This is a genomic window from Sinobaca sp. SA16-1 (assembly GCF_059510515.1).
Genome location: NZ_JCAKFL010000004.1, coordinates 52,158 through 69,869, shown reverse-complemented (window position 1 = coordinate 69,869; position 17,712 = coordinate 52,158). Strand labels below are relative to the sequence as shown.

Below are 17,712 nucleotides of genomic sequence, written 5' to 3'. Positions count from 1 at the left end.
TAAGAAGGGGACGGCATGAAAAGCTTATTTAAAAAAGAAATTCTGTTTTTCGGAGGAAAGGGTGGCGTAGGCAAATCCACCTCCGCTTCTGCTTTCGCCTTTGCTTCTGCAGAGGCGGGATACCGTACGCTGCTCGTTTCAACAGATCCGGCCCATAATTTGAGCGATCTGTTTGACCAGACAATCGGCGATGAAAAAACCGCATTGGCCGACAATCTGTGGGGAATGGAAATTGATCCCGAGAAAGAGGTCCGCCGCTATATTGAGCGGGTCAAGCAGAACCTTAAAGGCGTGGTCCGTTCCTCCATGGCTGATGAAGTAAACCGCCAAATTGATATGGCAGCCGTGTCCCCGGGGTCGGATGAATCCGCCCTATTCGACAGGCTGATTCATATTATTCTGGAAGAAAAGGAAACGGTGGATACGATCGTGTTTGATACTGCACCGACTGGGCATACGGTCCGGCTTCTTTCCCTGCCGGAGATGATGGAAGCCTGGATGGAAGGGATGCTCAAACGCAGAAGTAAAGTAAATGACAATTACTCGCAGTGGATGAATGACGGCGAACCGGTGGAAGATCCGATCTACCAGATTTTAATGGAACGAAAAGACCGGTTTTCCCGGGTACGCCGTATTTTAATGGATCCGAAGCGGACCGCCTGTGTATACGTGCTGGTGCCGGAAAAGCTGCCTATTGCTGAAACAAAACGGGCCCTGCAGCTGCTCGAGCAGGTGAATATGCCGGTGCCGGCCATTCTAATTAATAAGTGCATGCCTGAATCTGCTGGAAGCAGTTCGTTTATTCAAAAAAGGCGGGCGCAGGAAGCGGCTTATATTGAACAGATTAACAAAGCATTTCCACACCAGCAGAAAACATTTCTGCCGCTGCTGGAAGAAGATATTCATTCGATTGACGATATTAAGACGATGGCAAAAGCGATCGTTCCTGATTGAAAAGAGTGTGCCGGAGGGCATGCTCTTTTTTTTATGTGAAGGTTTGTTTAAGAGAAAGAAAAAACGGTAATGAGAATAGGATAATTGATTTATCCAGGAGGTCCTATAAAATGGAAACAATCAAAATTGCGAATACTGGAATAGAAGCTTCCCGCATCGGCCTTGGCACATGGGCTATAGGCGGTAAGATGTGGGGAGGGACCAATGAAAAAGATTCCATTCAAACGATCCACGCAGCTTTAGATAAAGGAATCACTCTTATTGATACAGCTCCTGCCTACGGACTTGGTGAATCTGAAGAACTGGTCGGCAAAGCCGTCGAACAGTATGGAGGCAGAAATAATATTGTGCTGTCGACCAAAGCAGGACTGAACTGGACGGAAGAGGGCGGCATGTATAGAGATGCGTCTGAAGCCCGTATCAAAAAAGAAGTAGAAGATTCACTCCGCCGTCTCCGCAGCGACTACATTGATGTGTACCATGTGCACTGGCCCGATCCGGAAGTGGACATTGAAGAAACCGCGACGGCTATGAAAAAGTTGTTCGAACAAGGGAAAATACGAGCGATCGGTCTCAGTAACTTTACACCGGAGCAGATAGATGCGTTTCAGAAAACGGTGCCGGTTCACGTGCTGCAGCCGCCTTATAACATTTTTGAAAGAGGAATCGAAGAAGATATTCTTCCTTACACCCGAAAACATGATATAACGAATCTGTCGTACGGAAGCCTCTGCCGCGGCCTGTTGAGCGGGAAAATGTCAACTGATCGTACGTTCAAAGGTGATGACCTGCGCAACAAGGATCCCAAGTTTCAGGAAAATACGCTTCCGAATTATATTGCCGCAGTAAATGAACTGGATCAGTATGTGCAGAACAAATACAACAAGCGCGTCATTCACCTTGCCATCCGCTGGGTGCTTGACCAGCCGGGCTCCGACATTGCCCTCTGGGGATCGAGAAGGCCGGACCAGCTTGATCCGGTAGAAGAAGCAATGGGATGGAAATTGGATGAAACCGACCATCAGGCAGTAAATGAAATCGTCGATAAGCATATTAAAGAACCGATCGGTCCGGAATTTATGGCACCCCCTGCTAAATCAGAATAAGCTGAAAAGATAAGCCTGTCTCCAATGGAGACAGGCTTATTAAATGTTGTCAACAATGCTCTTGTCGAATTAGTGTTTTCCTTTCGTTGTAGACGCCATGGTAACGCTTTATTATAAAGATACAGCAATGATAATTACTTATCATCAGAATTAATGCTGCTCATGAAGAAAGTAGTTAAATCATGACAGCATATCTTTTAATAAACAAGGAGGCGTTTACTATGAGTACAGCAGCTCAAGGAGAAGCACAGAGCAAAGGCAGCATCCGTGCGAAGGTGCAGCGGTTTGGCAGTTATTTAAGCGGCATGATTATGCCAAACATTGGGGCGTTTATTGCCTGGGGTCTTATTACAGCCCTTTTCATTGCGGATGGTCCGTTTCCGGTAGCAAACATTGCAGATAACGTAGTCGGCCCGATGCTGACCTACCTGCTTCCGCTTTTGATTGGTTATACCGGCGGGCGGATGGTTCACGGCGATATGCGCGGCGGGGTCGTCGGCGCGATTGCCACGATGGGGGTTATCGCAGGAGCAGAGATTCCAATGTTCCTCGGCGCCATGATGATGGGGCCGTTAGGCGGCTATGCCATTAAGAAATTTGACCAGGCGGTGGATGGAAAGATCAAGCAGGGCTTTGAAATGCTTGTCAACAACTTCTCTTCTGGTATTATCGGCGGTACTCTCGCTATTTTAGGACTTTATGCGATCGGCCCGCTTGTTACGGGACTTACCGGTGCTCTTGGAAGCGGCGTAGACTGGATTATCGGCCTTGGTCTGCTCCCGCTCGTCAGCATATTCATTGAGCCGGCGAAAGTATTGTTTTTAAATAACGCGATTAACCATGGTATTTTAAGCCCGCTTGCTTTAGAGCAGACAGCTCAGGAAGGGCAGTCGATACTGTTCCTTTTAGAAACCAACCCGGGACCGGGTATGGGAATTCTTTTAGCCTATATGGTCTTCGGTAAAGGCATGGCGCGCGGTTCAGCGGCCGGTGCTTCCATTATTCACTTCTTCGGAGGGATTCACGAAATTTACTTCCCATATGTGCTGATGAAGCCGATATTAATTCTCGCAGCAATTGGCGGCGGCATGGCCGGTATCTTTACTTTCCAGCTGTTCGGTGCAGGTCTTGGAGCTCCGCCTTCTCCGGGAAGCGTTATTGCCTACTTCCTATTGGCCAGCCCGAGCAACTACCTTGGTCTCGCAGCCGGTATTCTGGCAGCTACGACCGTATCGTTTGTGATCGCAGGATCGATCCTCCGCTTCTCCAAGCAGGAAGAAGAGGATTTAAGCGGTGCAGCAGCGAAGATGGAAAGCATGAAAGGCAAGAAAAGCCAGGCTGCTTCCCAGCTTGGAGGCAGTCAGCCGGTTGCATCTTCTGCTAAGAAAGCACAGGTAAGCAGCATTATCTTCGCCTGCGATGCCGGAATGGGATCAAGCGCGATGGGTGCTTCCGTCATGAAAGACAAAGTAAAAAAAGCCGGACTGGATATACACGTCACCAATTCAGCTATTAACCAGATTCCGGACAGCGCAGATATTATTATTACCCATAAAGACTTAACCGAGCGCGCCAAAGCAAAACGCCCGGATGCAGAGCATATTTCTGTTGAAAACTTCCTCGGCAGCCCGAAATACGATGAGTTAGTTGAAGATTTAAAGGGAAGAGAAGAGGGAGCAGAACAACAGGAAACACCGCTTTCTGAATTTGATCCGCAGAACGTCCAGAAAATTATCTTCGCCTGCGATGCCGGAATGGGGTCAAGCGCGATGGGTGCGTCTGTTCTAAAAGATAAAGTAAAAAAAGCTGGACTGGATATACACGTCACCAATTCAGCGATCAATCAGATTCCAGAAGATGCAGATATTATTATTACCCATAAAGACTTAACCGAGCGCGCCAAGGCAAAACGTCCGGATGCAGCACACATTTCCGTCGACAATTTTCTCGGCAGCCCGAAATATGATGAGCTTGTAGAAGGACTAAAGGAAAATAAAATCAGCTAAGCTTCACGAAAAGGGTGAACGATATGGACTATATTACAGCCCGTGAACGTGAACTCATGCAGTATCTGCTTTCCCAGAAAGGCATGGTGCCTATCTCTGAAGCGGCCCGGGAGCTTAATGTGAGCGCCCGGACCATTCACCGGGATCTGGAAGGCCTTGAAAAAAGAATAGAGCCGTATCATTTAATCTTAAGAAGACAGACAGGCAGAGGGATTGAAGTCATTGGCGAGGAGAGCAGCAGGCAGGAACTGCTGTCTCTTCTTCGCCATTCTGCTTTTTCCGACTACACGCCGGAAGAAAGAAAAACCCTTCTTCTCAGTGCGCTTCTGGAGACAAATGAGCCGGTCAAGCTTACTTCTCTGGCGGTTGAGCTTAACGTAACAACGGCTACAGTCAGCCACGATCTCGACAAAGCAGAGGAGTGGCTGTCTTTTTTCGATTTACAGCTGATTCGCAGAAGAGGGTACGGCGTAGAAGTGATTGGTACCGAGAAATCAAGAAGGCGTGCGATGAGCAGTTTAATGGTAGAAACTTTCGGAGAAAATGAGTTTTTTGAACTGATGCGGGAAACGATGAAGCAGAAGCCGTCCCAGGGAAGCGATATATCGAACCGGCTGCTTGGCATGGTGGAGAAGGAACGCTGGGCGCTCGTAGAAGGCGTGCTTCAGGACTTTAAAAGCGAGCTGCCCTATTCCTTTGCGGACAGTGCCTACATCGGCCTGGCCGTCCATTTAACGCTTGCGATGGAACGGATCATAAAAGGCGAAAACATTGAAATCAATGAAGCCTATTTTCAATCGCTCCAGGAAACGAAGGAGTTCGCTGTCGCGGAGCAGCTTATTTCGCGGCTGGAGCAGGTGTTTCAGCGGTCTATTCCGAAAGCGGAAATCGGCTACATTACGATGCATCTGCGCGGGGCAAAGCTTCGAAACGATCAGGAATATACGATCGATTTAGACAGCCTTCCTTCGGCGGTGCAGGCGAAATCCCTGATTCGGTTTGTAGAAGAAAAAGTCGGGAAAAACCTGACCGGTGATGAATCCCTCTTCCAGGGACTTGTCGCTCATCTGGAGCCCACGCTTTACCGGATTAAGGAACGTATGAAAATTCATAACCCCCTGTTAAAAGATATTAAAAGTGATTACCCGGAATTGTTTTCCTTAATTAAAGAAGCTGCTGACCATACTTTTTCCCGGTTCGAACTGCCGGACGCAGAAATCGGCTTTCTCGTTCTTCATTTCGGCTCGGCGATTGAAAGGGCAAATACGCTGGAACCTATGCATGCTTTAGTCGTCTGTTCGAGCGGCATTGGTTCTTCAAAAATGCTTGTCACCCGGCTGCAAAAAGAAATCCCCGAGCTGCAGAAGCTTAAAAATATTTCGTTGATGGATCTGGAAGATGAGGCCAAAAGAGAGGGCTATGATGTCATTATTTCTACGTTAAGCCTGCCGGACAGCGTACTTCCGCATATCGTCGTCAATCCTTTTTTAACGGACAAAGATATTAGGAGTGTGCAGGCTTTTATTCGGGAACAGCATAAAGACAGTCTGCTGCAAAAAAGAAAGCCGGTATCGTCAGGAACGCCGGGCACAGAAGAACCGATAGAAAAGCTGGTGCAGATTCAGGCTTATACGAACACGATAGTAACAATTTTAGGTGGACTGGAAGTAGAAGAAATTGCAGAACGCGGGGACCTTTCGACTCAGCTGGGGGCAATATGCCGCCGCGCTGCCCGGGACGGTATGATTCAAAATGCCGGAGCCGTGCGTGATAAACTGCTGGAACGTTATGCAATAGGCGGGGTCGCTATTCCCGACTCCGGACTTGCGCTGTTCCATGCAAGAAGTGTTCATGTCGCCCGGCCTTCCTTTACGATATGGGATCTGCCGGAGCCTAAAAATATCCAGGCGATGGATGGATCTGTAGAGACGACACACCGCATTCTGCTTCTGCTCGCACCTGAATATGGAGAACCGGAAATATACGAAGTACTCAGTGCCGTCAGTGAGCAGCTTATTGGAAGCAGGGAATCAATCGTCCGCTTCCGAACGGCGGATAAACAGCGGATGTCCCGGCACATGGGATCTGCGTTTTATGAATGGCTTAAAGACAAACTACAATAAGACAGGAGACGATTATAATGAGCAGCCAAATACTAAAAGAAGAAAACGTCGTACTAGGAGCAGCATTAGGTTCAAAGGAAGAAGCAATCCGTACGACAGGAAACATTCTCGTCGATCAAGGGTATGTTGAAGCGGATTATATTAATTCCATGATGGAAAGAGAAGCCTTAACCTCGACATATATGGGAAATTACATTGCGATACCGCACGGCACGGAAGATTCCAAAAGTAAAATCAAATCCTCCGGATTGTCTATCGTACAGGTGCCGGATGGCGTCGATTACGGCGACGGAAATATTGTAAAAATATTTATCGGCATTGCTGGAAAAGGCGATGAGCATTTAGAGATTCTATCAAAAATTGCTCTTGTGTGCTCGGATGCCGATAACGTAGAGAAAATGATTCAGGCGACAACAAAACAAGAACTGCTTTCTCAATTCGAAGAGGTGAACTAAATGCTGGCCCTACAGATTGGTGCAGGAAATATTGGCAGAGGCTTTATTGGGCAGCTGTTGTCTGAAGCCGGATTTGAACTGTATTTTGCAGATGTGAATGAGGAATTAATCGCTAAGCTTCAGGAGCGCGGCGAATATACTGTAGAGCTGGCTGATGAAACGCATCAAACGAGCCGGGTGAGCGACGTTCGTGCGGTGAACAGTATGAAAGAGAAGGAAGAACTGCTGCAGCTGATTGAGCGGGCAGACTTAATTACAACAGCTGTTGGACCGCCGATTTTAAAGCGGATTGCCCCGGATCTGGCCGAAGGGCTCAAAAGGCGGGCTGCCAAAGGGGCAGCGTCCAATGTGAATATCATTGCCTGCGAAAATATGGCAGAAGGAACAAGCCATCTTCAGGCAGCGATCTATGAACATCTGTCCAATGAGGAACAGTCAGAAATAGAGCAGTTTACCGGATTTGCCAATGCGGCCGTAGACCGTATTGTTCCAGAACAGACATCCGAAGATGGCCTTCATGTTGTAGTAGAGCCATTCTTTGAATGGGTCGTGGAGGAGCCGTCCCTAAAACCGGGCACGGAAAAAATACCCGGCGTAACATATGTTGATTCCCTCCCGCCTTATATCGAAAGAAAGCTGTTTACGGTTAACGCAGGACATGCAGCACTTGCCTACAACGGTGCTGCCGGCGGCTGTGAAACTATTAAAGAATCCTATGACAATGAAGCGGTGAGAAAAGCATATTTTGGTCTTCTTGATGAGACGTCTGATCTGCTCAGCCGTAAACACGGCTTTGATAAAGCAGAGCTGATGGCGTATCGCGGGAAAATTGATACGCGGTTCCGGAATCCTTATTTATCGGATTCGGTTAAACGTGTCGGACGTGGTCCGGTACGTAAGCTTGGAAAGCAGGAACGCCTCGTGCATCCCGCCCTCGGACTGCTCGACTACGGCGTGGAACCAGTGTACATTGCAGAAACGCTGCGTGCGCTTCTTACCTTTGAACATCCGGATGATGAAGAAGCACAGGAGCTGCAGGCACGAATCAAAGAGAACGGAAGAGAAGAAGCATTCTGCCATTACAGCGGCCTGGATGCCTCCCATCCGCTGACGAGACTCGTATTTGATCAGGCATAATAAGAATGGCCTCCCGGACAATAAGGGAGGCCATTTGTTATACTAAAAACAAGAAAGTAAAAAGGAGGCAGGTTATCGTGACAGACCCGTTCCACTATATCTCACGCTACCTTCCTGTCATAAAAAAAATACCTAAAGCAAATGTTCTGCAGATTGGAGCCTTATCTGAAGAGCAGACAGCGGCAACAGCAGAGGCTGTCCGCCAGGCAAGAGGCGTCTTTACGCTTGTCGAAGCAAGCTGGGAAAAAGCTGCAAAAAAATTGAAGCCACACCAGCTTATCTGCGTACCGAGTCTGGACAGACTGGAATGGAAGCCGGCTTCCCTGGATTGGGTGTTTCTGCTCGTCAATACCGCCTCCTACAAAGAAGCGGTGATGCTGGAAACCCTCGAACAGATCGAGCAGGCTGTAAGATCAAAACGATCGATCAGCTTTGTTCTCGAAACCGACGTTCCGGAGGAGTGGCAGGAGGCGCTTCGGCGTATCTTTATAAGCTGGCGGATTGTTGTAGATAAAAAGCAGGACGAGCGGCTGTTGTTTACCGCCCAGAAATAGTAGAAGCCGGCACTGTAGAGTGCCGTCTTTTTTTATAGGTCAAGAAGTTCACGGATATCGTCTTCCGATAAAGAAGAAAGGCTGCTTTCCCCGGTCTGTATAACCTGGTCAAACAGAGCTTTCTTTTTATCCTGAAGCGAAAGGATTTTCTCTTCAATGGTTCCCTGGGAAATCAGTTTCACGACCTGGACGACCCGTTTTTGTCCAATACGGTGGGCCCGGTCGGCGGCCTGGCTTTCGACGGCCGGATTCCACCAAAGGTCAAACAGTACAACAGTGTCGGCGCCTGTAAGGTTAAGTCCGGTGCCGCCCGCCTTTAACGAGATCAAAAAGGAATCGGCAGAGCCTTCATTAAACTGCTCGGTCAGGGTCATCCGCTGATCGGACGGCGTTTTCCCATCCAGGTAAAAATAGGAAAGGCCCGCTTCATCAAATGCTTTGGAAATAATAGAAAGCATGCTCGTAAACTGGGAAAACACCAATACCCTGCGCCCATTTTCTTTGCTTTCTTTCATAAAGGCCATTAGTTCATCCAGTTTTCCGGAACTTCCTGTATAATTCTCAAGAAACATTCCGGGGTGGCAGCAGAGCTGGCGCAGCCGGGTCAAGTTGGCCAGAATGTTCATCCGGTTGGAGGACAATCCTTCTTTTAACTGCTGGCTCGTTTCTGCCTTAATGCGCTCCAGGTAAGCCATGTACGTTTCACGCTGCTGCTTGTTTAGTTCGCAGTAGAGCGAGCTTTCAATTTTATCGGGAAGCTCTTTTAATACTTCTTTTTTCGTGCGCCTCATAATAAATGGAGCTATCCGCTGCTTAATCTGGTCCGGGGACAGCTGCTTAAACTTGGATACTTCGGGAAAAAGTCCCGGCATGATAATCGCAAACATCGACCAGAGCTCTTCCAGCTTGTTCTCAATGGGTGTGCCGCTTAAAGCAAAAATACGGCCGGCATCCATACGTCTTACGGCGCGGAACGATTTGGACAGATGGTTTTTAATGTTTTGGGCTTCGTCAAGAATCAGGCCGTAGAACACACGGCCCCGGTACAGCTCTTCGTCCCGGCGCAGAAGCGGATAGGACGTAATCCATACATCGGCTTTTTCATACGTATCCCATTGTTTTTTCCGCTGCGGCTTGGTGCCGTGAATGACTTCGATTTTCAGCTCAGGCGTGAACCGCTGGGCTTCTTTTTCCCAGTTGTAGATTAAAGAAGACGGAGCCACGATTAAAAAAGGAGGCGCTTCAGGATTTTTCTGGCGTTCGGACAGAATGTAGGTCAGCGTTTGAAGCGTTTTTCCAAGTCCCATATCGTCTGCTAAAATACCGCCGAATCCATAGGCAGTCAGCGCCTTCATCCATTGAAAACCAAGCTTCTGGTAGTCGCGCAGGTCGGCATGCAGCCTTTCCGGAAGCTCCACCTCAAATGATTGCGGGTCGCGGATGTGGCGGATCAGATCCTCCATCGTAGCTGAAGCGTTCCAGCCTGCGCTTTCCCGTGTTTTGTCATCCAGCAGCAGCGTTTTGTAGGAAGGCATGCGCATTTTTTTGTTTTCTGTGTTTTCTTCGGTCACAGGCGTGTCCTGAAGCAGATCCTGGAGGTTTTTCATCCAGCTGCTTGTCAAAGAAACGTAGCCGCCTTCCATTGTTTTGTAGTAACGCTTTTTTTCCTTTAATGCTTTCATCAGGTGAAATACATCTTCTTCGTTCAAGTCAGACGTTTCAAAGGAAATATCGAGCCAGCCCATGGAAGGGTCTAGAGCGGCTTCGACCTGCAGGGTCTCCGGTGGAATAAAGGTGCTTTCCGCTGCCCGGCTCATAAACACGTCGGCCTGCTTTTTCAGCTCCGGGAGAATATCCAGAAAGAATAAAGCAATGTCTTCTTCCCGGGAAAGTATCAGCCGCTCCCCGTTCCAGTGAAAGCCTGCTTCTTCAATAAACTGAAGAATTTCTTTTTCCTGTTTCGTGTCGCGCACAAGAATGGCCTTGTCTTCCGGGGTCTGCTGTTCGGTGACGGCATGAATGGAATAAGGACCGTAGGAAAACAACGGATCGGCAGTCAGGCCATTCTCTTTTTTGTCGAGATAGATTTTGGCCTGAAGCGGCTGCTCCTCGATAGAGGCGCGGATCGATTCGGTCATTTCCAGCTTTTCGGTCTGCTCAAGCGGGGCCACAATCTGTTTGTATACCTGGCCGACTTCTTCAGAAGACAGCGGAAGCCTTCCCTGCGGAGTATCCATCAGCATATGAAACAGCAGAACGATATCGCGGTCTGCGTCCGGGTCAATTTTATACAGACGGTCATTCCATATATAATAGGAAGTCAGGCTGATCCGTTTGGGCGGATAGGAAACTGCGGAATAGGAAATAATATAATCTCCGTCGGCCTGCTGCATATCAAAAGTGCCGGGAAACTCTTCTTTTACCATAAACGGAACCAGCTGGTTCCGGGTGGCCGATTGAATAAAAACCTGCCGGCAGACGGCAAGGCGTCCGAGCATCTGCTCTGCGGCAACGGGAGGTATCTGAATGGCGCGGGCAGATGTTTCAGAATAGCCGAAAGAAGCGGTACGGCCGTCTTTCTGCCATTTTTGATTACGGATAATGTATTCAAGCATCTTCAGGGACTGCAGATCTTCTTCTTTAAAATAATGATACGTTGGATCAAATGTAAAGTTTTTCGTAATAGGAAGCAGGGAACGCTGACGGATGGATGCAAACAGATCTTCCATATTTTTAACAACATAGAGTTTGTCTACGCCGATCCGCAGCTGGACGGAGAAATATTTTTCCTGGGAAAACGTATAATCGGAAAGAAACTGCAGGACGAATTCGGCGCGCATCGGTTCACCGACCGATTCGACCGTCGTCAGCCTTCCGGAAAAGTGATCCATAAAAAATTGGCGGAGGGAGGATGTAGCCTCTTTTTCACTTATCTGCTTTTTCTGTGCCGGGTCGGAAAAGAAAGAAGAAGCTTCCGGTCTCTGCAGGCTGGCAAGCTCAATCATCACTGCAGCCATATGCTTGCAGACGTGCATGCCGTCACTTTGAGCCGGGCAGGTGCAGGACCCGTCTTCCCATTCTCCGTTTTCGAGGAAAATGAGTTCAATCTTATACATCTCCTGTCCCAGCACGCTTGCTTTTACTTTGCTGATCGTGCCGTTCTGCTCGTGCTGAATGCCTTTTATATATCCTCGTTCATAATAATCAAGTCCTCTGGCGTAAACGGTTGGGCCGGCTAAACGCCGAATCTGTTTTTTAGGTATGTAAGGCAATGCCTCATCTCTCCTTTTATCACTGCTTAAACGTTTATTTTATCACATTTTCCTGAAAATCAAATGAAAGGAGAAGAGGAGTACGTCAATATCTGTAGAAATAAACAAAGACAGGGTCTCTTCTAGTAAGCTCTAAAAGGGTATAATGAAAGAAAGCAACGAGAAATTGGGGGAAACGGGGGACTATACTTATGAACGAGCAGCAGAAAGCAGTCATCAACGAGGCAAAACAGGAAGCGGCAGCTTTTTTCAAGCACGCCGATCCAGCCCACGATTTCTGGCATACGGAGCGGGTCGCCAAGCAGGCGGTTGCGCTTGGAAAAGAAACAGAAGCCAATCTCTATATTGTAGAGTTGACGGCATGGCTTCACGATATTGCCGATAAAAAATTAAACAGCACAGAAGAAGAAGGGCTGAATAATGTTAGAAACTGGCTCCACAGCCATGGGGTAGAGCCCGACATTTCCGGGCACGTGATGGATATTATTGAAACGATGTCTTTTCGAAATGGGACAAATAAAGCAGAAATGAAAACAATAGAAGGCAAAGTTGTACAGGATGCCGACCGCCTTGATGCGATGGGAGCGATTGGTATTGCCCGGGCGTTTGCCTATTCCGGAACGCATGGGAAGCCTCTGCATGAACCGGCTTCGGCGGATAGACGGGACAGGGATACCGCTATCCAGCACTTTTTTGATAAGCTGCTTCGGCTTAAAAGCCTGATGAATACAGAGCAGGCAAAGAAGCTGGCCCATCACCGCCAGCGTTTTATGGTTTCTTATCTTGAACAGTTCTACAGCGAGTGGGAACAAAAGCTGTAAATAAAAAAACAGGCAGGGACACGGGTCCCTGCCTGTTTTTATTTGTTGTCATGAATGTACTGCAGAATAGCAACCGGTTCTTTAAAAAGCTGATCCGGCTGGGCGTCTTCATGCGGAGTGGCGCTCCAGGCGGCGAGACCAAAAGCGGTTTTTGCAGCGCGTGCGCTTTTTTCGTCCTGAAGGGTGTCGCCAATGTACATTGTCTCTTCGGCGGAAAGATTTGCTTTGTCGAGGTAAGTGAGAATCGGGTCACCGGAAGGTTTATGGTTCTCTGTTTCTTCTGCGTATACGATGTCATCGACGTAGGTCTGCAGTTCAAACGGAGCCACTTTATCCTCGAATTCCTGCTTCGTTTTGGAGGTGACGATGCCGACATGAAAGCCCTGCTGCTTTAAGCCTTCCAGCACTTCAATCACTCCGGGAAAGACATGAATAAGGTTGCGGTTTTCCGACGCATAAGCTGCCCATTTTTCCTGAATGGCTTCCTGCTTCTGGATACCAAGCTGAGTCAGCGCTTTGTCTCCGGGTGCATCAAGTGCATGAGTCAGATTGCGGTCTTCTATAACCTCGCCCGTTTCTTCTTCTATCGCACGGCGCAGAGATTTTAAAATCGTTTCTTCTGTATTTAATAGTGTTCCATCAATATCAAACAAAAATGCCTTATACATAGTATATCTCTCCTTATGAAAAGTAATCCATTGACTCTATTCCCGTAAACACGAATATTTAATCAAAACCGGAAACAATAGAGGTTGCAAAAATAAAGGAGTATGGTAAAATTTCTATGTTCCCAACGGGGCTGTTGTAAAGAGACAATGGCCAAGGCTTCATCCTTTAGTGATCGAATTACTCGGCAGATCACAGCACACAATACAAACGGAAAGAAGGTTTTTCGAGAAAGTGAACGTTCAAAAACTGAAAAAAGAATGGTTTGGAAACATAAGAGGAGATGTATTAGCCGGCATGGTCGTCGCACTCGCTCTTATTCCGGAAGCAATTGCCTTTTCTATTATTGCCGGTGTGGACCCGCAGGTAGGGCTGTATGCTTCCTTCTGCATCGCCGTCGTCATTGCATTTGTTGGAGGACGTCCGGGGATGATTTCGGCCGCGACCGGTGCAATGGCGCTGTTAATGGTGACCCTTGTAGCAAATCACGGCTTGGAATACCTGCTTGCAGCTACCGTACTTACAGGAATTCTGCAGGTTATTTTTGGATTCAGCGGGCTGTCGCGTCTGATGAAATTCATTCCACGGTCCGTTATGGTCGGATTCGTAAATTCCCTGGCTATTCTTATATTTATAGCGCAAATTGAGCATTTTGAAGGAGAATCATGGGTTATGTACGCGCTTGTAGCGCTTACGCTTTTAATTATCTATACATTTCCGCTTATTTCCAAGGCAATCCCCTCTACGATGATTGCCATTGTTTTAGTGAGTGCATTTACCATTTTTATGGGATTTAATGTCCGTGATGTTGGAGATATGGGGGCACTTCCAAGCACGCTGCCGATCTTTTTAATTCCGGATATTCCATTAAATTTCGAAACGCTTGCCATTATTTTTCCTTATGCTTTATCACTGACTGTCGTAGGTCTGCTTGAGTCGCTGCTGACAGCAAATATTGTAGATGATATGACCGATACAGACAGTAATAAAAATAAAGAATCCAAAGGACAGGGCTATGCCAACGTAGTGACTGGATTTTTCGGTGGTATGGCAGGTTGTGCGATGATCGGCCAATCCGTCATTAACGTAAAATCCGGCGGAAACGGCCGCTTATCTTCATTAGTAGCCGGCGTGTTTTTAATGTTTCTTATTATTATTCTCGGAGGGCTGGTTGTCCAGATACCAATGGCTGCTCTTGCCGGTATCATGATTATGGTAGCCATCAGTACCTTTGACTGGGGTTCCATCCGCGCGATGCCGAAGATCCCAAAATCAGATACGATCGTTATGGTACTGACGGTTATTGTTGTCGTTTATACGCATAACCTTGCGATCGGCGTATTCGCCGGTGTTCTTCTCAGCATGGTATTTTTCGCCGCAAAAATATCGCGTGTGAAAATTACAGAAAAGAAGAGCAGCGACAATACGACAAAAACGTACCTTGTTCAGGCCCAGCTGTTCTTCGCTTCAGTGTCAGAGTTTACAAAAAGCTTCGACTATGAGAAAGATGCGGAAGAGGGCATCAAGCACGTAGATATTGATCTTTCCGAATCGCACGTGTGGGATGATTCTGCTGTAGAAGCATTGGATAAAGTCAAGAGCAAGTACAAGCAGAAAGATATTACAACGAGCTTTATCGGCGTCAATAAAGAAAGCTCCCGTTTAATCGAAAAGCTCGATGGCATGATTTCCGGTCATTAATGAGCAGGTTACTTCCCAACCGGAAAAGAGGAATTTCTTTTACTTTTTATCCCGGGAACAGATAGAAAGTAGAAGGGATTTCTTTCTTTTTTGTCGTATATATACAGTAAGGGAGAGATGGCGATGTATAAAAAAGTATTGCTTGCAGCTGATGGTTCAGAGAATTCCGTGCGTGCTGCCGAACACGCAATAGCAATGGTAGAACACGAACAGGATTCCCATATGGACATCATTTTCGCAGTAGATGGAGACAAATCAAAAGCAGACGTATTGAAATACGGTGATTCCAACGTCATTAACAGCAAAAGAAAAGCAAAGCTTGCTCCTATTCAAACAAAGCTGAAAGAAAAAAACATTTCCTATGATATTCATATTAAACACGGCGATCCGGGACCGACCATTGTGAAGTTTGCCAATGAAGGTTCCTATCAATGCGTCGTTATCGGAAGCCGCGGTTTAAATCAAGTTCAGACGATGGTACTTGGAAGCGTCAGCCACAAAGTGGCCAAACGGGTTCAGTGTCCGGTACTGATCGTAAAATAAAGCATTAAAAAGACTCAGGCAGCTGCCTGAGTCTTTTTTAATTCAAATCTTACAATGCGTCATTGTTGTTTCGTTCGTGCGGCATTAAAAGCGGTTTTGGGCGGCAATTCTTTTTTGTGGCTTCGGATACAACAAAGATCATCACAAAAGCCGAAACCGCGGCCAGCGTCCGGAATGGAAACAGGACCAGGCCATCTTCTATCATCGGGTAGGGAAGAAAGTGCGGCAGTCCCATTGCGGGCTCGCCGCCGCCAAGCCTTAGAAACAAGGCTGTAGAGAAACCGGCAATGGAGCCGTACACATTGGCGTTCTTATAAAATAAAGCCATCGTCAGCTGGGGAAATAAGATGCAGTAGACTAAGTCTGATGCTAAATACCACAGTGTATAGACGCTGCCTACGTTTAACGCAATAATAGTAGCAGCCATCCCCATCAGCACGATGGAGCGTTTAATCACTTTTTTCAACTCGTCCTGGGAAGCTTTCGGACGAAACAACGGCCTGTATATATTCCAGGAAGCCATTGAAGACGCCGATAAAATGGAAGAATCCATCGACGACATCACAGCGGCCGCCAATGCGCCGAGACCGAGCGCTGCAACGAGTTCCGGTGTGAGAAAACGAAGCACGTGCGGCAGCACCATCGCCGCTGATTCAGGATCGGCTGCACCAAACGCGCTCCAATCTGCATTGTATCCGATAATGCCAATCAATACAGCGGGAAGAGCTGCAAGCATGCAGATGAAACCGGCAAAGATGGAAAGCCACATCGCTGTTTTCTCGTCTTTGGCAGAAAGCACACGCTGAAAATACACCTGCCAGGCAATACCGCCGAAAATGAGAAGCAGTGCGTAATCCCACCAGTGCCAGTACCAGTTTCCCCAGTCCGGATGATTCCAGCCGTCCAGTGGAGGAAACAGGCTGGCATACGAGCCGAAGTCTGCCTGGTAGTTCGACCAGTTTGCGCCGAGACTGTCTGTGCTTCCAAAAGCAAAGGGAAGAATAAGAAACAGGCCGATAAGTAAAACGCCCATTTGAAACACATCGGTATAAGCAACAGCCCACATGCCGCCGAACACCGTATAAGCAACAGCGATTATCGCTGAAATAATAATTGAGGTCGTGAAATCAAGCCCGAGAATCGTTCCAAACGTCGTGCCGAGTGCAGTAAGGATAGCGCCGCTCCAGAACAGCTCACCGAGCAGGGCGGGGATGTAGAGAAGGCCGGCCATTTTCCTGCCGAAACGCTGTTCAAGCGGATCGATAATTGTCATAAATTCGTAGCGGCGCATTTTTCTGGCGTAGAAAATACCGCCGATAATCAGGCTGAGCGCGTAACCCCAGGGGGCCTGGGCCCAGACGAGGCCGTCCGCATATGTAGATTCGGCCGTTCCATTAATAAAGCCGCCGCCGACCCAGGTAGCCGACATCGTAAACATCGCTACACCGAGCGGCATGCTGCGGCGGGCTACCATCATATCATCGAGCGAGCCGGATTTTTTTGAGGCCATAAATGCCCCTATGTAATAGATAAGCGCGTAAAATAAAAGCATGGAAATAAACCCGCTCCAGACAATATCTGCATCTGTAAAAGCCACGTACACGACGACTCCCAGCATAAGCAGGATAAAGCCGAACGATTTGAGTAAATTCATCGTTGTATCTTTCATCTGTATGACTCCTTTTATTAGTCAGAATATTTTGAATATATTTTCGGGCACACGTATCCCTTTCCGCAGAACATCATTCTGCTCCGGATACATGCATGGAGATTTTTATTCGCTTTTGTCTGATTCTTCCAGTGGAATTAAATTAAAAATGGCGCCGCTCTGAATGGATTCCACAAGCCTGTCAAGCCAGCGGTAGTAGGCTTTGGATCGTTCGAGAAAGGAAGCAAGTTCCCGGGCTTCTTCTTTGATCTCTTCAGAATACTCCGGCGTTTCCAGGATGGCCTGCAGCTGCTTTTGTGCATCAGCAATAGCTTCCAGGTTGATCTTTACTTCGCGTTCCCAGTTTTTGCTGAAAAAGTTACTGAAGAAGTGAAAGAAATCTTTTTCTGCAATGTAGGTCTGCTTGCGTTTGCCTTTCCGGAACGTTTTTTTAACGATGTTAAATTCCTGCAGTTTTTTTACCCCGGTACTCATACTCGGCTTGCTCATACCGAGGCGCTCCCGCATCTCATCTAATGTCATATCTCCTTCGAGATACATCGTGCCATATAAAGTGCCGACGCTTCGGGTCACTCCGTACAAGTCCATTGTTTCTGCTATCGAATCGACTACAAGATCCTTTGCGTTTTCGAGCGACTCTCTAGCCTGTTCATCATGGGAGTTAGACATTAAACCCCTCCTCTGAATGTAATAAATTAAATTTGT

The 17,712-nt window shown here is 47.6% G+C and carries 14 protein-coding genes; 10 read left to right on the top strand and 4 right to left on the bottom strand.

Annotation, left to right across the window (positions count from 1 at the left end; genetic code table 11):
• Positions 1–15 precede the first annotated feature (15 nt).
• From AC5W2J_RS12170 to AC5W2J_RS12140, 7 genes are all read left to right on the top strand, one after another.
• Positions 16–954 carry an ArsA family ATPase gene (locus tag AC5W2J_RS12170; protein WP_496059729.1) on the top strand — a complete coding sequence of 313 codons (939 nt, stop codon included), beginning with the start codon at positions 16–18 and terminating at the stop codon, positions 952–954.
• A gap of 110 nt (positions 955–1,064) precedes the next feature.
• Complete coding sequence (locus AC5W2J_RS12165) at positions 1,065–2,060, top strand: aldo/keto reductase (RefSeq protein WP_496059728.1); 996 nt, start codon at positions 1,065–1,067, stop codon at positions 2,058–2,060.
• A gap of 221 nt (positions 2,061–2,281) precedes the next feature.
• Positions 2,282–4,066, top strand: a complete 1,785-nt coding sequence (locus tag AC5W2J_RS12160; protein WP_496059727.1) for a PTS mannitol transporter subunit IIBC — start codon at positions 2,282–2,284, stop codon at positions 4,064–4,066.
• 23 nt (positions 4,067–4,089) lie between these two features.
• Positions 4,090–6,189, top strand: coding sequence for a BglG family transcription antiterminator (locus AC5W2J_RS12155; RefSeq protein WP_496059726.1), 2,100 nt, complete (start codon positions 4,090–4,092; stop codon positions 6,187–6,189).
• Between the two features lie 17 nt (positions 6,190–6,206).
• Positions 6,207–6,644 carry a PTS mannitol transporter subunit IIA gene (locus AC5W2J_RS12150; protein WP_496059725.1) on the top strand — a complete coding sequence of 146 codons (438 nt, stop codon included), beginning with the start codon at positions 6,207–6,209 and terminating at the stop codon, positions 6,642–6,644.
• Entirely contained in the window at positions 6,645–7,781 is a 1,137-nt protein-coding gene (locus AC5W2J_RS12145; protein WP_496059724.1) for a mannitol-1-phosphate 5-dehydrogenase, read from the top strand.
• Between the two features lie 77 nt (positions 7,782–7,858).
• Positions 7,859–8,335: a hypothetical protein gene (locus AC5W2J_RS12140; RefSeq protein ID WP_496059723.1), complete on the top strand. Its 477-nt coding sequence runs from the start codon at positions 7,859–7,861 to the stop codon at positions 8,333–8,335.
• Between the two features lie 32 nt (positions 8,336–8,367).
• Here the strand turns inward: AC5W2J_RS12140 and AC5W2J_RS12135 are convergent, their stop codons facing one another.
• Positions 8,368–11,607 (bottom strand): SNF2 helicase associated domain-containing protein, encoded by a 3,240-nt coding sequence (locus AC5W2J_RS12135; protein ID WP_496059722.1) that lies wholly within the window; start codon positions 11,605–11,607, stop codon positions 8,368–8,370.
• A 191-nt stretch (positions 11,608–11,798) separates the two neighbouring features.
• Between AC5W2J_RS12135 and AC5W2J_RS12130 the strand changes: the two genes are divergently transcribed.
• Positions 11,799–12,428 (top strand): HD domain-containing protein, encoded by a 630-nt coding sequence (locus AC5W2J_RS12130; protein ID WP_496059721.1) that lies wholly within the window; start codon positions 11,799–11,801, stop codon positions 12,426–12,428.
• 38 nt (positions 12,429–12,466) lie between these two features.
• Here AC5W2J_RS12130 and AC5W2J_RS12125 read toward each other — a convergent pair whose 3' ends face one another.
• Positions 12,467–13,096, bottom strand: a complete 630-nt coding sequence (locus tag AC5W2J_RS12125) for an HAD family hydrolase (protein WP_496059720.1) — start codon at positions 13,094–13,096, stop codon at positions 12,467–12,469.
• A gap of 232 nt (positions 13,097–13,328) precedes the next feature.
• Between AC5W2J_RS12125 and AC5W2J_RS12120 the strand changes: the two genes are divergently transcribed.
• Positions 13,329–14,795 carry a SulP family inorganic anion transporter gene (locus tag AC5W2J_RS12120; protein ID WP_496059719.1) on the top strand — a complete coding sequence of 489 codons (1,467 nt, stop codon included), beginning with the start codon at positions 13,329–13,331 and terminating at the stop codon, positions 14,793–14,795.
• A gap of 123 nt (positions 14,796–14,918) precedes the next feature.
• On the top strand, positions 14,919–15,338 hold the full coding sequence (locus AC5W2J_RS12115; RefSeq protein ID WP_496059718.1) for a universal stress protein: 420 nt from the start codon (positions 14,919–14,921) through the stop codon (positions 15,336–15,338).
• 49 nt (positions 15,339–15,387) lie between these two features.
• Here AC5W2J_RS12115 and AC5W2J_RS12110 read toward each other — a convergent pair whose 3' ends face one another.
• Together AC5W2J_RS12110 and cudC are read right to left on the bottom strand one after the other, a co-directional pair.
• Entirely contained in the window at positions 15,388–16,956 is a 1,569-nt protein-coding gene (locus AC5W2J_RS12110) for a high affinity choline transporter 1 (RefSeq protein WP_496060086.1), read from the bottom strand.
• Positions 16,957–17,112: 156 nt separating this feature from the next.
• A complete protein-coding gene (gene cudC, locus AC5W2J_RS12105) occupies positions 17,113–17,676 on the bottom strand; it encodes a choline uptake/conversion transcriptional regulator CudC (RefSeq protein ID WP_496059717.1) in 564 nt (187 codons plus the stop codon).
• Positions 17,677–17,712 lie beyond the last annotated feature (36 nt).

What these genes read in the sequence shown, in the direction of transcription:
- cudC (WP_496059717.1), bottom strand. Translation starts at nt 17,676, where the DNA reads ATGTCTAACTCCCATGATGAACAGGCTAGAGAGTCGCTCGAAAACGCA.
- AC5W2J_RS12165 (WP_496059728.1), top strand. Translation starts at nt 1,065, where the DNA reads ATGGAAACAATCAAAATTGCGAATACTGGAATAGAAGCTTCCCGCATC.
- AC5W2J_RS12115 (WP_496059718.1), top strand. Translation starts at nt 14,919, where the DNA reads ATGTATAAAAAAGTATTGCTTGCAGCTGATGGTTCAGAGAATTCCGTG.
- AC5W2J_RS12125 (WP_496059720.1), bottom strand. Translation starts at nt 13,096, where the DNA reads ATGTATAAGGCATTTTTGTTTGATATTGATGGAACACTATTAAATACA.
- AC5W2J_RS12155 (WP_496059726.1), top strand. Translation starts at nt 4,090, where the DNA reads ATGGACTATATTACAGCCCGTGAACGTGAACTCATGCAGTATCTGCTT.
- AC5W2J_RS12160 (WP_496059727.1), top strand. Translation starts at nt 2,282, where the DNA reads ATGAGTACAGCAGCTCAAGGAGAAGCACAGAGCAAAGGCAGCATCCGT.
- AC5W2J_RS12110 (WP_496060086.1), bottom strand. Translation starts at nt 16,956, where the DNA reads ATGCTGGGAGTCGTCGTGTACGTGGCTTTTACAGATGCAGATATTGTC.
- AC5W2J_RS12150 (WP_496059725.1), top strand. Translation starts at nt 6,207, where the DNA reads ATGAGCAGCCAAATACTAAAAGAAGAAAACGTCGTACTAGGAGCAGCA.
- AC5W2J_RS12170 (WP_496059729.1), top strand. Translation starts at nt 16, where the DNA reads ATGAAAAGCTTATTTAAAAAAGAAATTCTGTTTTTCGGAGGAAAGGGT.
- AC5W2J_RS12130 (WP_496059721.1), top strand. Translation starts at nt 11,799, where the DNA reads ATGAACGAGCAGCAGAAAGCAGTCATCAACGAGGCAAAACAGGAAGCG.
- AC5W2J_RS12145 (WP_496059724.1), top strand. Translation starts at nt 6,645, where the DNA reads ATGCTGGCCCTACAGATTGGTGCAGGAAATATTGGCAGAGGCTTTATT.